This window comes from Azoarcus sp. L1K30 (genome assembly GCF_018122735.1).
In the GTDB taxonomy this organism is placed as follows: Bacteria; Pseudomonadota; Gammaproteobacteria; order Burkholderiales; family Rhodocyclaceae; genus Parazoarcus.
In genome coordinates, this window is sequence record NZ_JAGRRD010000001.1 from 4,698,371 (window position 1) to 4,711,557 (window position 13,187).

Below are 13,187 nucleotides of genomic sequence, written 5' to 3' on the forward strand. Positions count from 1 at the left end.
ACCGATGAGTACCGAACTGAAACAGCGCCTGCTTGAGTGCTTTCCCGATGCCGACGCAATTCCCGCCGACTGCCGGATCCTGTCGCCCATCCACCAGCGCGCGATCCTGCTCAATGGCGAAATGCGGATGTGGAAGGGCGATACCCGTGCGGTGTATTCGCCGGTGCGCACACGCGCAGCCGACGGCACGCTGACCGCGGTGGAGCTGGGCAGCTTCCCCGTCACCGGTACCGAAGAAGCGGATGCCGCCATCGATGCCGCGTGCAAGGCCTACGACAACGGACGCGGCAAGTGGCCGACGATGTCGGTGGCCGAGCGCATCGCCTGCGTGGAGAACTTCACCAACCAGCTACTGGCCCGGCGCAGCGAGATCGTGAACCTGATCATGTGGGAGATTGGCAAGAGCCTGGCCGACTCGCAGAAGGAGTTCGACCGCACCATCGACTACATCAAGGCCACCATCGTCGAACTCAAGGCGCTCGACAATGCCAACTCGCGCTTTCAGATCGTCGACGGCACCATCGCCCAGATCCGCCGCTCGCCGCTGGGCATCGTGCTGTGCATGGGGCCGTACAACTACCCGATGAACGAGACCTTCTGCACCTTGATCCCCGCGCTGATCATGGGCAATGTGGTGCTGTTCAAGCCGCCGCGCTTCGGCGTGCTGCTCTACTACCCGATGCTCGAAGCCTTCCGCAGCGCGTTTCCGGCCGGGGCAATCAACATCGTCTACGGCCAGGGCAACCAGGTGGTGCCGCACATCATGGCCTCGGGCAAGGTCAATACGCTGGCGCTGATCGGCACCAGCAAGGTGGCCGATCAGCTGAAGAAGGCCCATCCGAAGACCAACCGCCTGCGCGCGGTGCTCGGGCTCGAGGCCAAGAATGCGGCCATCGTGCTGGCCGACGCCGATATCGAGCTCACGGTAAAGGAGTGTATCGCCGGCAGCCTGTCCTTCAATGGCCAGCGTTGCACCGCGATCAAGATGATCCTGGTGCACCAGGCCATTGCCGAGCAGTTCCTGCGCCGCTTCAGCGAGGAGATCGCCAGGCTCAGGATGGGCATGCCGTGGGAGCAGGGGGTGATGATCACACCGCTGCCGGAGATGTCCAAGGTGGCCTACATGCAGGAATGCATCGACGACGCCGTAGCCCGGGGCGCGCGCGTGCTCAATCCCGGTGGCGGCACGGCGGTGGAGACCCTGTTCTACCCGGCGGTGGTTTTCCCGGTCAAGGAGGGCATGAAGCTGTACCGGGAGGAGCAGTTCGGGCCGGTGATTCCGGTGGCACCGTTCGAGGACATCGAGACGGCACTCGAGTACGTGATCAGCTCCGACCATGGTCAGCAGGTGTCGATCTTCGGCACCAATCCGGACCAGATCGCCAATCTGGTCGATCCCCTGGTCAATCAGGTGTGCAGGGTGAACCTGAACTGCCAGTGCCAGCGCAGCCCGGACGTGTTTCCGTTCGCGGGGCGCAAGGATTCAGCCGAGGGTACGCTGTCGGTGCACGACGCACTGCGTGCCTTCTCCATCCGCACCATGGTCGCGGCCAAGCAGACCGAGGCGAGCAAGAAGCTGCTCGACGCAATGGTGCTGGGCAACAAGTCGAACTTCGTCAACACGCATTTCATCCTCTGACCCGTTTCATCCCTTGGGCTCCCTCCGGGGCCGGCGGCGCCCTCTCCCTCCTCTCCCGCTGCCGGCCCTCTTTTTTGGACGAACGACATGGACAAGATCAACAGCCTGACCGGGCTTGAAATTCTCGATTCGGGCGGCAATCCCACCCTGCAGGCCACGGTCACGCTGGCACAACCAAGCTCCCTCCCCTTCGAGGGGAGGGTTTGGGTGGGGATGGGTTTCAAGTGTCAGGAAATGCCATCCCCCTCTTAATAAGTAGTCTCGGCGTAGCCTCGCCGTTACGCCGGGAGCGAGCGGTGCTCGCTGAAACCCCGGCGCCTCCCCCTTGAAGGGGGAGGAGCCCATGCGAACCCGAACAGCAGGTTCGGGTGGCTCAACGATTCATCGCTCAGCGGCGCTGGATTCACTTTGCCCACGGCAAGGCCTGATTCCGGGCTTCTTTGTCTGTCGCTTATCAGAGGACGCGCTCATGGATGCTCAAGTACAAACCCTGCCGGATGCCCCGGTCACCGCCAATGAGGACAAGGACGAACCGCTGCGTGAAGACATCCGCCAGCTTGGCCGGATTCTGGGCGACACCGTGCGCACTCAGGAGGGCGAAGCTGTGTTCGAGCGTATCGAGCACATCCGCCAGCTGTCGATCCGCTTTCGCCGTGACGACGATCTCGGCGCGAGGCGCGAACTCGAAGCCGTGCTGGATTCACTCTCGCGCGAACAGACTCTGCACGTGGTACGCGCGTTCAGCTACTTCTCCCATCTTGCCAATCTTGCCGAAGACCAGCATCACATCCGGCGTTCGCGGGCGCATTTGATTGCCGGCTCGGCGCCGCGCGAAGGCAGTCTCGCCCATGCCATCGGACGGGCCTTCGATGCCGGTCTCGAAGCCCGTGCGATTGCCGACTTTTTCGCGTCCGCACAGGTGACACCGGTGTTGACGGCGCACCCGACCGAGGTCTCGCGCAAGAGCGTACTCAACTGCCAGATGGCGATTTCGCGTCTGCTCGATGCCCGCGACCGCATGCGGCTCACGCCCGACGAGGCACGGCAGAACGAGGATGCGCTGCGTCGCGGGGTCTTGACCTTGTGGCAGACCCGCATGCTGCGTCCGAACAAACTGTCGGTGATCGACGAGGTCGCCAACGGGCTGACCTATTTCGACTACACCTTCCTGAGCGAGGTGCCGCAGGTCTATGCGGCACTCGAGGACCAGCTTGGCGCAAGCCATCCCGCGCTCGCCGGGCTCGAGCTGCCGACCTTTCTCCAGGTCGGCAGCTGGATCGGCGGCGACCGCGATGGCAATCCCTTCGTCACTGCGGAGGTGCTCGATCAGGCGCTGAGAATGCAGTGCGAGCGTGTGCTGACCCATTACCTCGATGAAGTGCGCATGCTGGGCTCGCAGCTTTCACTGGCCTCGCTGCTGGTGTCGCCGTCGGACGCGCTACTGGCGCTTGCCGAGCAGTCACCCGACACGTCACCCCATCGCCGCGACGAGCCGTATCGTCGCGCGCTGGCCAGAGTGGGTGCCAGGCTTGGCGCCACCTGCTCGCGCCTGACCGGACAGCCGTGCGCGCCTCAGCCCCAAGGCGCCGCCCCCGCGTATAACGATGTCGCCGAATTCGCCGCCGATCTGGATATCGTCCATCGCTCGCTGCAGGCGAACGGTTCGGCGCCGCTCGCGGGCGGACGGCTCAGGCATCTGCGGCGTGCGGTCGGCGTGTTCGGCTTCCACCTGGCGCCGATCGACCTGCGCCAGAACGCCGATGTTCACGAGCGGGTCGTCGCCGAATTGCTGGCGGTCGCGCGCCCGGACATTGACTACCTGGCGCTGGACGAGGAGGCGCGGATTGCGCTGCTGCTCGAAGAGATCGCGTCACCGCGGCCCCTGTATTCGCCGTTCGCGCAATACTCGGCGCTCAGCAGCGGTGAGCTGGCGATTTTCCGCATGGCGCGCGAAGCGCATCAGCGTTACGGCGCAGCCGCGGTGCCGAACTGCATCATCTCCAAGACCGACGGCGTCTCGGACATGCTCGAACTGGCCTTGCTGCTCAAGGAGTGCGGGCTGCTCGACCCGCGCGCAGGCACCCTCGCGGTGAATGTGATTCCCTTGTTCGAGACCATCGGCGACCTGCAGGCGAGTGGTCCGGTAATGGACCGCCTGCTGGCCCTGCCTGCGTATCGCAGGCTTCTTGCGTCGCGCGGTATGAGTCAGGAAGTCATGCTGGGCTATTCCGACTCCAACAAGGATGGCGGTTTTCTGACCTCCGGCTGGGCGTTGTACAAGGCCGAGATTGCGCTGGTCGACGTGTTTGCCCGTCATGGCGTACGTCTGCGCCTGTTTCATGGTCGTGGCGGCTCGGTCGGCCGCGGCGGTGGTCCGAGCTACCAGGCCATTCTTGCCCAGCCCGGCGGCGCGGTGCAGGGACAGCTCCGGCTCACCGAGCAGGGTGAGGTCATCTCCGCCAAGTACGGCAACCCCGAGGTTGGCCGGCGCAACCTGGAGGTGCTTACCGCGGCCACGCTGGAGGCGAGTCTGTTCGCCGACGCCGAGCCGGCGCCCAGGCCGGAGTACCTGGCCGCAATGGATGCGCTCTCGGCAAGCGCATTCGAAGCCTATCGTGCATTGGTCTATGAAACCGAGGGCTTCGAGACCTACTTTCGTGAATCGACGGTGATCGAGGAGATCGCGCATCTGAATATCGGCAGCCGCCCGGCTGCGCGCAAGAAGACGACGAGCATCGAGGATCTGCGCGCCATTCCGTGGGTGTTCAGCTGGGCCCAGTGCCGCCTGATGCTGCCGGGCTGGTTCGGCTTCGGCAGCGCGGTGAGGGCCTACCTTGGCGCGCATGGGGAAGACGGCCTGCGGCGGCTGCAGGCGATGAACCGGGAGTGGGGCTTCTTTTCCACGCTGTTGTCGAACATGGACATGGTGCTGGCAAAGAGCGACATCGCCATTGCCAGCCGCTATGCGGGTCTGGTGCGCGACGTGAAATTGCGCGAGAACATCTTTGCCCGCATCCGCGGCGAGCATGAAGCGACCATTACCGCACTGCTCGACATTACCGGGCAGGGGGCACTGCTCGATGGCAACCCCTTGCTCAAGCGCTCCATCCGCAATCGTTTCCCCTACCTCGATCCCCTCAACCACGTGCAGGTGGAGTTGCTCCACCGTCACCGCGAGGGCAGTGACGACGAGCGCATCAAGCGCGGGATTCATCTGTCGATCAACGGCATCGCCGCGGGGCTCAGGAATAGCGGCTGAGTGAAGGGGGGCGGGTAGGGGCGCACCGACTGGTCGTGGCGTCGATGCCCCCCTGCTATCCCCCTTGGGTGGCACGAGGATTTGTGCAAGACTGCCTGGCATGCGCTGCAAGGGTTCCCGCAAGCGGGGCGGCGCGAAGCAATCTCCATTTTCCGTATTCGCGAGCCGATTGCCATGCCTCTTGCACACGCCGGCAGCTTTCCCCGATTGGTAGGCGACATCGGGGGCACCAATGCGCGTTTCGCGCTGCTGCATCGCCCTGGCGGCGTGCCCGAGCAGGTGGAGGCCTTCCGCTGCGCCGAGTTCGCCGGGCCGCAAGCGGTAATCGAACGTTATCTGGCGGGCCGCGGCGGTTGCAGACCGGTGTGGGCCGCCATCGGCATTGCGAACCCGGTCGATGGCGATCAGGTGCGCATGACCAATCACGACTGGTCGTTTTCGATCGAGGGCTTGCGTCAGGGCCTCGGCCTCGAGCGCCTGCGGATCATCAATGATTTCACCGCGCTGGCGCTGTCGATTCCTGCACTGGCAGCACACGAACTGCGCAAGGTCGGCGGGGGGGAAGCGCTGCCGGGGCGCGCGATCGGTGTCGTCGGGCCCGGTACCGGGCTCGGCGTGTCGGGTTTGCTGCCGTGCGGTGACGGCTGGGTGCCCATCGAGGGGGAGGGCGGGCACATCACGCTGGCGGCGAGTACCGCGCATGAGGCCGGTTTGATCGCCCAGCTTGCGCAGCGCTTTTCACATGTATCGGCCGAACGCCTGCTCTCCGGCCCCGGACTGGTCGCGCTGCTCGAGGCCAATGCAGCACTCAGGCGGGAAGCGGCGGAACGGCTCGGCCCGGACGAAATCACCCGTCGCGCGCTCAGTGGCGAATGCGAGCGCTGCATGGGCGCATTGAACGATTTCTGCGCCTTGCTGGGCACGGTGGCGGCCGACATTGCGCTGATTATCGGCGCGCGCGGCGGACTCTGCATCGGTGGCGGAATCGTGCCCAGACTCGGCACGTTCTTCGACGCGTCGCCATTTCGCGCCCGCTTCGAGAGCAAGGGGCGTTTCAGCGATTATCTGGCCGCGATACCGACCTTTGTCATCGAGGCGCCTTTTCCGGCGCTGCTGGGGGCCGCACGCAGTCTGGACACGGATGGCTGACGGGGCGCGTCTTGACCTGCCGCCGGTGCGGGAGGCGGCTCTTCACGTCGCCAACCGATTTGCGGACGGCCCGCATCCTCAAACGTGAGCCGCGACTTGCGCTGCTCCCCCGCCAGTACGCTACGGGCGTCGAGTGAGCCGATCGGCACCGAGGGGTCGGCAGGGATCAGCTCCGACACTTCGAGCTCGAGATAACGTGTGCAGCTGACGCGCAGAAATGACGTGAAATTCGCGCGATCCTGCAGCTTGCCCGCCGTGGTCAGCTCATCGTGCAGGCGGGTGACGAGCTGAGGCACGCTGAGGCCGTCGCGGCGCCCGATTTCGTCGAGCACCTGCCAGAAGATGTTCTCCAGACGTATGCTCGTCGCGACGCCACGCAGTCGGATCGAACGTGCGCGGCAGGCGTAGAGATCGGGGTCGGCATGGGTGAAGATCTGGCACATGAGCAGGTCCGCCGGGCAGTATTCTCCATCGCATTGTAGGCGCCGGCCGCGTGTCGCGCGATACGCGGCCGGCGCCGATGCGAGCTCAGTGCGAGATGCGGGTACCGAGCAGGGCGAGAAACTGCGACAGCCACGCCGGGTGCGCGGGCCAGGCCGGCGCACTGACCAGATTGCCGTCGGTCACGGCCTGGTCGATGGGGATGTCGGCATAGGTGCCGCCGGCCAGCTCGACGTCGTGGCGGCAGGCGGGATAGGCAGAACACTTGCGGCCTTCGAGCACGCGCGCGCCTGCCAGCAGCTGCGCGCCATGGCATACGGCCGCGACCGGTTTGTTGGCGGCGAAGAAGTGGCGCACGGCGGCGACCACCTTGTCGTTCAGGCGCAGATATTCGGGGCCGCGGCCGCCCGGAATCAACAGTGCGTCGTAGCTCGATGGGTCGATGTCGTCGAAGCTGGCATTGAGGCTGAAATTGTGGCCCCGCTTTTCGGAGTAGGTCTGGTCGCCTTCGAAGTCGTGAATTGCCGTGGCGATGGTGTCGCCGGCCTTCTTGCCGGGGCATACGGCATGCACCGTGTGGCCGACCGCCAGCAGGGTCTGGAAGGGCACCATGGTTTCATAGTCTTCGCAGAAGTCACCGCAGATCATCAGGATTTTCTTGCCCATCGTCGTCTCCTTGAGTTGTTGGTCGCTACCGCGGGCGATGCCGGCGGCGAACCGCCGACGCCACATCGCTGGTCACAGTCTGGGCGATTCGGCGGGGCGGCGGGTGGTATCCGGTTGTGACGCGCCGCGCTGTCGGGCGGCCGTGCCGACGCCCATGCCTCATTGTCCTGCCGCGCCGAAGCGAATACCCTGGGCGAGTGGCAGCCGCGACGAATAGTTGATGGTGGCGGTCGAGCGGCGCATGTAGCCGCGCCAGGCGTCCGAGCCCGCTTCGCGTCCGCCGCCGGTTTCTTTCTCGCCCCCGAACGCGCCCCCGATCTCGGCGCCGCTGGTTCCCACATTGACGTTGGCGATGCCGCAATCGCTGCCGACTGCGGACAGAAAATGCTCCGCTTCGGAGAGCTCCCGCGTGAAAATCGCCGAAGACAGGCCCTGGGCAACGGCATTGTGCCGTTCGATCGCTTCGTCGAGATCGGTATAGTCGAAGCAGTACAGGATCGGCGCAAAGGTCTCCGTCGGGTTGTTGCGAAACGTGTCCGTGCCTTCCACGAGCGCCGGACATGCATACCAGGCATGCGGATAGCGTTGCGCCAATACACGTTCGCCGCCCGTGACACTGGCGCCCCGTTCGCGTGCGAGCCGCAGTGCCAGTGTCATGTTGTCGAAGGCGTGGCGATCGATCAGTGGCCCCACGAGGGTGGCGCGCTCGCGCGGGTCACCGATGACGAGCCCGGCCCACGCCTTCCTGAGCCGGGCGAGCAGGGCGTCGTACACCTGCCGATGAATGAACACCCTGCGGGTGCTGGTGCAGCGCTGTCCGGCGGTGCCCACTGCGCCAAAGGTGATCGCTTGTTGCGCGAGTTCAAGGTCCGCGCTGGGTGTGACGATGATTGCGTTGTTGCCGCCGAGCTCCAGGATCGTGCGCCCGAAGCGGCGTGCCACGCGAGGCCCGAGTTCGCGTCCCATGGCGCAGCTGCCGGTGGCACTGATCAGTGGCACGCGCGTATTATCGACCAGCAGGCCGGCGCGCTCGCGATCGCCGATCAGCACGCAGGACAGGCCCGGAGGGACCTCGTTCATCCCGTCCGTGGCCTGTTCCAGCAGGTGCTGGCAGGCGAGCGCGCTCAGGGGCGTCCTGGACGAGGGTTTCCACACGATGCTGTTGCCGCACACCAGCGCCAGCGCCGCATTCCACGACCAAACGGCCACCGGGAAATTGAAGGCGGTGATGATGCCCACCGGACCCAGCGGATGCCAGGTTTCGCGCAGGCTGTGCTGCGGGCGCTCGGAGGCGATGCCGCGGCCGTAGAGCTGACGCGACAGCCCGACGGCAAAATCGCAGATGTCGATCATCTCCTGAACTTCGCCCTCGCTTTCGGCGCGGATCTTGCCGCACTCGAGGGTGACCAGTTCGCCGAGCGTGGTCTTGTGTTCGCGCAGCAGGTTTCCGAAGCGGCGGATCAGTTCGCCGCGGCGCGGTGCGGGGACGCGCCGCCAGCGCTCGAAGGCGCGTGCGCTCAATGCAATCTTTGCCTCCACCACTGCGGCGGAATCGTCGGCGAGGGAGGCCAGCGCGCTGCCATCGATGGGCGAGCGCAATGTCCGCTCGCCGGAGGCAAGCAGTGCGGGATCCAGTCCGATGCGAGTGAAAAGTGCGTCCACCTTCATGATGTCCTCCACTGGATTGGCGACAGCCGGGGCAACGGCGCAGCAGCGCAGGTCGGCGCCGCCAGGGCGCGCTCCGACGCCGAGTGTGCGTTCGCGGGCGTCGAGCGGAAGGCGTCTGTCCCAGTGGTCGGACAACGCGGTGTGCAATTGGTGCCGAAATCGGCTGGTGCGCAGGATTCAGACCGCGGCGACAGTCGGGGCCTGCGGGGGCGCAGGGGTGTCGTCGATTCTTACCCGGTTACGGCCGCTACGCTTGGCGCGGTATAGCGCGGCGTCTGCCCGAGCCATCAGATTGTCGAGCGATTCACCGGGATACATCGTCGCCAGGCCGATGCTGATGGTTGTACTGATCAATGCACGCGGGCGCTCCAGGATTGCCAGCGGCAGGGCGGCGATTTCGGCGCGCAGGCGCTCTGCCACCCGTGCAGCCTCATTTGCGTCTGCGCCGTTCATTGCCACCGCGAATTCTTCACCGCCTATGCGTCCAATGACATCGACTTCGCGGACCGACGCTTCGCAGCGGCGTGCGAAGTTGATCAGCACCGCGTCGCCTGCTGCGTGGCCATGGCTGTCGTTGATTTGCTTGAAATAGTCGAGATCAATGCTCAGTACCGACAGGGGATAGCCGTTACGATGGGCCGATGCGGCCATGGTGCGTAATCGCTGGAAAAATGCGCGGCGATTGTTGACGCCGGTCAGGCTGTCGCTCATTGCCAGCGCCCGCAGGACTTCGCCGGTGCGCTCTTTGTCGAGCAGCACCACGCCATAGCCGTTGGTCAGCATCAACAGGAACAGGGCGAGGAAGGTTGCGACCTGGATGCCATTATTGTCGAGCAGGCCGAAGCTGTGGGCAGGAAGGGCGGCGAAGATTCCGCGCAACAGGACGACGGCGGCCAGGAGCAGTGTGCTGCCGCCGACAAAATACTGCAGGCGCGAGCGCTCCGCACGCAGGTGGACGAGGGCGAAACCCGTGAGGCCGAACAGCCCGGCTGACATCAGGGACGCGACCACGACGCGATGCTCCGGGCTGTCTCCACCCAGCTGGTTGAGCGGATAGCGCGCGAGAACTACACCCACCACGACAAGGAGCAACCAGGACGGCCGGCGTCGGGTGGCAAACTGCCATGCCGCCAGACTTTCAAGTCCGAAACCGGCCAGCAGCAAAGTGTTGCCGATCTCGATCGACCACAGCGGCGGTATCTCCCCTCGCATCCACAGCAGCATCCATGCCACCGACTGCAGCAGCTTGGAATAGGCCCATGACTGGCTTACGCCGGACTGATGGTCCTCGTGAACGAAGCGAAAACTCTTGAGGCTGAGGAAGAGCAGCAGATTTCCCAGTCCTAGCAGCAGGATCAGGGTACGAATGTCCACCGACGGCATAAGCGTCATGAGCTACTAGAACGAAGGTCGTAGTCTAGCAGGTATCGCCAAGGGCGCGCGGAGCGCCGCTGTACGTGGGCGCCATGTGGGTAGATCAGTGCGGCCTGCGCTCGAATTGCGCGGACGTACGGGCGGCAATGCGTGCGAGCAGAGCGTCGGCTTGGCGCCCTCCCGGTGAGTCGACGCTGCGGCGATAGCCCAGATAGACCCTGCCGGGTTCGTCTGGCGTCTGGTACACCGCCATTGACAGCGGACACTGGGCGATGTTGTGCGCGGACTCGGTCGTCAGCCGGGCCGCGATCATCACACTGCAAAAGGTGTAGATGCGCGCTTCGGCAAAGAGGTCAGGGCGGTGGCCGAGGTCCGGCGCGGTACGGGTCAACATCTCGCCGAAGCGACTTTCCGTCGTGGCACCGATTCCTTCTTCGGCAATGGCGTCGACGAGCGCAATGCGGACATCGTCGAAGCTCGCGTCCTCGATGGTGCGGGTCACGTTGTCACCGGCGTTTGCGCCGCAGGACAGCAGGGCGAACGCGAAGGCCATCGCCTGCAGTCCCTTGCGCGCTGCGGTCGATCCGCGATGGCGCATGCAATCAGAATCGGTAGGTGGCGCGAATGCCGCCATAGATGCCTCGGCCCGGACCGGGTTCGTAATAGCGCCCGTTGCGATCGCCGACGATGACCGAACCGATGTACTTGCGGTCGAACAGGTTGTCCAGGCGCAACAATTCGTTGAATGTCCAGGGCCCGGACTGCTGCTCGGCTCCCAGGCGCAGGTTCATCAGCGTGTATGACGGTGCCGGATGGTCGGTATTGTTGTCGTTGACCTGCACCTTGCTCCGATGCACGACTTCGACCGCGGTGCTGAGGCCGTCAACCGGCTTCCATGCGAGTTCCCCATAGGCCGATACCGCCGGCACGCCCGGGATGCGATTGCCGGCGGGCACGGTGTCGAAGGCTTCGTCGTACACCGCGCGCATCACGGTCAGGGCGCCGCGAGCGCTCAGGGTCCGGGTGAGCCCGGTCTCGGCGGCGAGTTCGAGGCCCTGGCGCAGGGTGCGACCGGCGTTGGTGTAGCTCGTGCGTCCGCCGCTCGAGCCGGCGACGACGATTTCATCATCGGTGGTGATCTGGAACAACGCCGCGTTGATGCGTCCGGTTTCGCCGGCGTAGGTCTTCAGCCCCAGTTCGAACTGTCTGCTGCGCGAAGCCTTGAGGTCGAAATTGAAACCGCCGCTGGGCGCATACGACAATTCGCCCAGGGTCGGCGTTTCGAAGCCGGTGCCAAAGCTCGCGTACAGGTTGAGGAGCGGGGTCGCACGCCACAGCACACCGATTGCCGGGGTGGTCCTGCTGTAGCTAACCGAACCGCTGTCGTCGCCGTTGGCGCCGACGATGAAGTGATCGTCTACGTCGAACTTGACGTTGCTGTGGCGCACGCCGACGGACCAGTCCCAGTCGCCCTGCTGCCAGCTGAGTTGGGCATAGGGGTCGAGGCTGGTGACGGTGTCGATCTCGTCACGGCGCAGTGCGCCCTTCACGCCGAGGGTGTTGCCGATGAAGTTCTGATATCCCTGGCGGTCGTCCTCTGCCTGGTCATAGTCGAGGCCGCCGGTGACGGTCAGTTTGCCGGTCTCGAGCGTGCGCTGGGCAATCCAGCGTGCGCCGAGACCATGGAAACTGCGGTCGAAGTCGATGACGCCGCCGGCCTGGGTGATGGCCGATTGCGCGACCTTCGGAATGGACTGGTACTGGATGACGCTGCGCTGGCCGGCATAGGCTTGGACCTGCAGCTTGTCCTCGCCGAAGCGGCGCTCATACACCGCGCCGCCCTGCATGTGCTCAATGCTCTTGCGCGTTTTGTACTGCAGAGCGACCGCCTCGACGGCGGTGGCGTCCCGCTTCCAGGTGTCCCAGGTGAGGCCGAGCGGGTCTTCGGTGTCGGGCTGGCGCAAGCCGCTTGCGAGCAGGGTGAGTTTGCTGTCCTCGTCCGGGGCCAGCGTCAATTTGGCGAAGGCCTGATCGCGCGTTGCCGCACTGTAGTCGCGTTCGCCGTCGGTTTCAAAATGGGAGGCGTCGAGGACATAGCCGACACCATCCTTCTCGCCCTCGGCACCGATGTCGACCTTCAGCGTGCCGTGATCGCCGCCGGCCACGCCGGCACGGATGCGGGGCGCGCCCTTGCCGTCGCGCGAGAACAGCTGGATCACGCCGCCGGCGTGATTGCCATACACGGTCGCGAAGGGGCCGCGCAGGACTTCGATGCGTTCGGCCGTGTCGAGGTTGAAGGTTGCCGCCTGGCCCTGGCCGTCTGGATTGGTGGCCGGAATGCCGTCGGCGACGAGCTTGACGCCGCGCACACCGAAGGCTGCGCGAGCGCCGAAGCCGCGCACTGAAATCTGCAAATCCTGAGCGTAGTTCTGGCGGTTCTGCACTACTACCCCGGGAACACCGGCGAGCACTTCCGAGACATTCACCCGCAGGCCCTGGGCAGCGTTTTCCTGCAGCGGCACGCCTTCGACCGAATACGGCACGTCGAAGGGAGAAACTTCCACCCGGCTGCCGGTGATGACCACGGTGCCCAGCGTCTGCTCCTGGGCACAGGCCGTTCCGGCGGTGAAGCCGAGTGCGAGCAGGATGACCAGTCGAAGCGGTGCGGTGCGGGGGCGAAGATCATGCATGGTCCGGATCCTGATTGATGGCGTGGTTCGGAGAGAGGCGTGGCATGCCCCTGCGTGTCGTGCACTTTACTGCCTTCGCGGGCTGCCAACCTCCTGCGGACGCCTGAATTCGCTCATGAAAATCATGAGATGCAGTGGAGCGGGCGTGGGGCGCCGCATTGGGGGGCGGTCTGTCAATTCTGAACACCCGGCACTGTTCCGTCAGTGAGCAGATGTCCTCAATCTGAACAGGGATCTTTGTCCTCCGTCCCGTCTGGGAATGTTGAGGCTTTTTCTAAATCTTAATAAAAACAATATGTTG

10 protein-coding genes are annotated in these 13,187 nt (G+C 64.9%); 4 read left to right on the plus strand and 6 right to left on the minus strand.

All coding sequences use genetic code 11. From position 1 onward, the window contains the following. Window positions 1–4: 4 nt before the first annotated feature. The 4 genes from J5J83_RS21620 to J5J83_RS21635 all read left to right on the plus strand — a co-directional run bounded on the left by J5J83_RS21620 (window position 5) and on the right by J5J83_RS21635 (window position 6,047). A complete protein-coding gene (locus J5J83_RS21620; protein ID WP_212352183.1) occupies window positions 5–1,639 on the plus strand; it encodes an NADP-dependent glyceraldehyde-3-phosphate dehydrogenase in 1,635 nt (544 codons plus the stop codon). 87 nt (window positions 1,640–1,726) lie between these two features. Continuing rightward, a complete protein-coding gene (locus J5J83_RS21625; RefSeq protein WP_212352185.1) occupies window positions 1,727–1,891 on the plus strand; it encodes a hypothetical protein in 165 nt (54 codons plus the stop codon). Window positions 1,892–2,108: 217 nt separating this feature from the next. Continuing rightward, window positions 2,109–4,898, plus strand: a complete 2,790-nt coding sequence (gene ppc, locus J5J83_RS21630) for a phosphoenolpyruvate carboxylase (protein ID WP_212352187.1) — start codon at window positions 2,109–2,111, stop codon at window positions 4,896–4,898. A gap of 174 nt (window positions 4,899–5,072) precedes the next feature. Next, window positions 5,073–6,047, plus strand: coding sequence for a glucokinase (locus J5J83_RS21635; RefSeq protein ID WP_212352189.1), 975 nt, complete (start codon window positions 5,073–5,075; stop codon window positions 6,045–6,047). On the opposite strand, the gene J5J83_RS21640 is transcribed toward J5J83_RS21635, so the two are convergent. The 6 genes from J5J83_RS21640 to J5J83_RS21665 form a co-directional block, all read right to left on the minus strand. Further along, window positions 5,960–6,490, minus strand: coding sequence for a ribbon-helix-helix domain-containing protein (locus tag J5J83_RS21640; RefSeq protein WP_212352191.1), 531 nt, complete (start codon window positions 6,488–6,490; stop codon window positions 5,960–5,962). The two genes, J5J83_RS21635 and J5J83_RS21640, sit on opposite strands and share 88 nt — an antisense overlap. 85 nt (window positions 6,491–6,575) lie before the next feature. Further along, window positions 6,576–7,154: a DJ-1/PfpI family protein gene (locus J5J83_RS21645; RefSeq protein ID WP_212352193.1), complete on the minus strand. Its 579-nt coding sequence runs from the start codon at window positions 7,152–7,154 to the stop codon at window positions 6,576–6,578. Between the two features lie 159 nt (window positions 7,155–7,313). Further along, on the minus strand, window positions 7,314–8,957 hold the full coding sequence (locus J5J83_RS21650) for an aldehyde dehydrogenase family protein (RefSeq protein WP_249115811.1): 1,644 nt from the start codon (window positions 8,955–8,957) through the stop codon (window positions 7,314–7,316). Between the two features lie 42 nt (window positions 8,958–8,999). Next, the gene (locus J5J83_RS21655) at window positions 9,000–10,214 is read right to left on the minus strand and encodes a GGDEF domain-containing protein (protein WP_212352195.1); all 1,215 of its coding nucleotides are present in this window, start codon (window positions 10,212–10,214) and stop codon (window positions 9,000–9,002) included. A gap of 85 nt (window positions 10,215–10,299) precedes the next feature. Further along, complete coding sequence (locus J5J83_RS21660; RefSeq protein ID WP_249115812.1) at window positions 10,300–10,794, minus strand: DUF302 domain-containing protein; 495 nt, start codon at window positions 10,792–10,794, stop codon at window positions 10,300–10,302. 4 nt (window positions 10,795–10,798) lie between these two features. Continuing rightward, a complete protein-coding gene (locus tag J5J83_RS21665) occupies window positions 10,799–12,886 on the minus strand; it encodes a TonB-dependent receptor (RefSeq protein ID WP_212352197.1) in 2,088 nt (695 codons plus the stop codon). Window positions 12,887–13,187 lie beyond the last annotated feature (301 nt).

Coding starts and splice junctions, on each gene's coding strand:
- J5J83_RS21640 (WP_212352191.1), bottom strand. CDS start 6,490: ATGTGCCAGATCTTCACCCATGCCGACCCCGATCTCTACGCCTGCCGC.
- J5J83_RS21645 (WP_212352193.1), bottom strand. CDS start 7,154: ATGGGCAAGAAAATCCTGATGATCTGCGGTGACTTCTGCGAAGACTAT.
- J5J83_RS21660 (WP_249115812.1), bottom strand. CDS start 10,794: ATGCGCCATCGCGGATCGACCGCAGCGCGCAAGGGACTGCAGGCGATG.
- J5J83_RS21620 (WP_212352183.1), top strand. CDS start 5: ATGAGTACCGAACTGAAACAGCGCCTGCTTGAGTGCTTTCCCGATGCC.
- ppc (WP_212352187.1), top strand. CDS start 2,109: ATGGATGCTCAAGTACAAACCCTGCCGGATGCCCCGGTCACCGCCAAT.
- J5J83_RS21655 (WP_212352195.1), bottom strand. CDS start 10,214: ATGACGCTTATGCCGTCGGTGGACATTCGTACCCTGATCCTGCTGCTA.
- J5J83_RS21625 (WP_212352185.1), top strand. CDS start 1,727: ATGGACAAGATCAACAGCCTGACCGGGCTTGAAATTCTCGATTCGGGC.
- J5J83_RS21635 (WP_212352189.1), top strand. CDS start 5,073: ATGCCTCTTGCACACGCCGGCAGCTTTCCCCGATTGGTAGGCGACATC.
- J5J83_RS21665 (WP_212352197.1), bottom strand. CDS start 12,886: ATGCATGATCTTCGCCCCCGCACCGCACCGCTTCGACTGGTCATCCTG.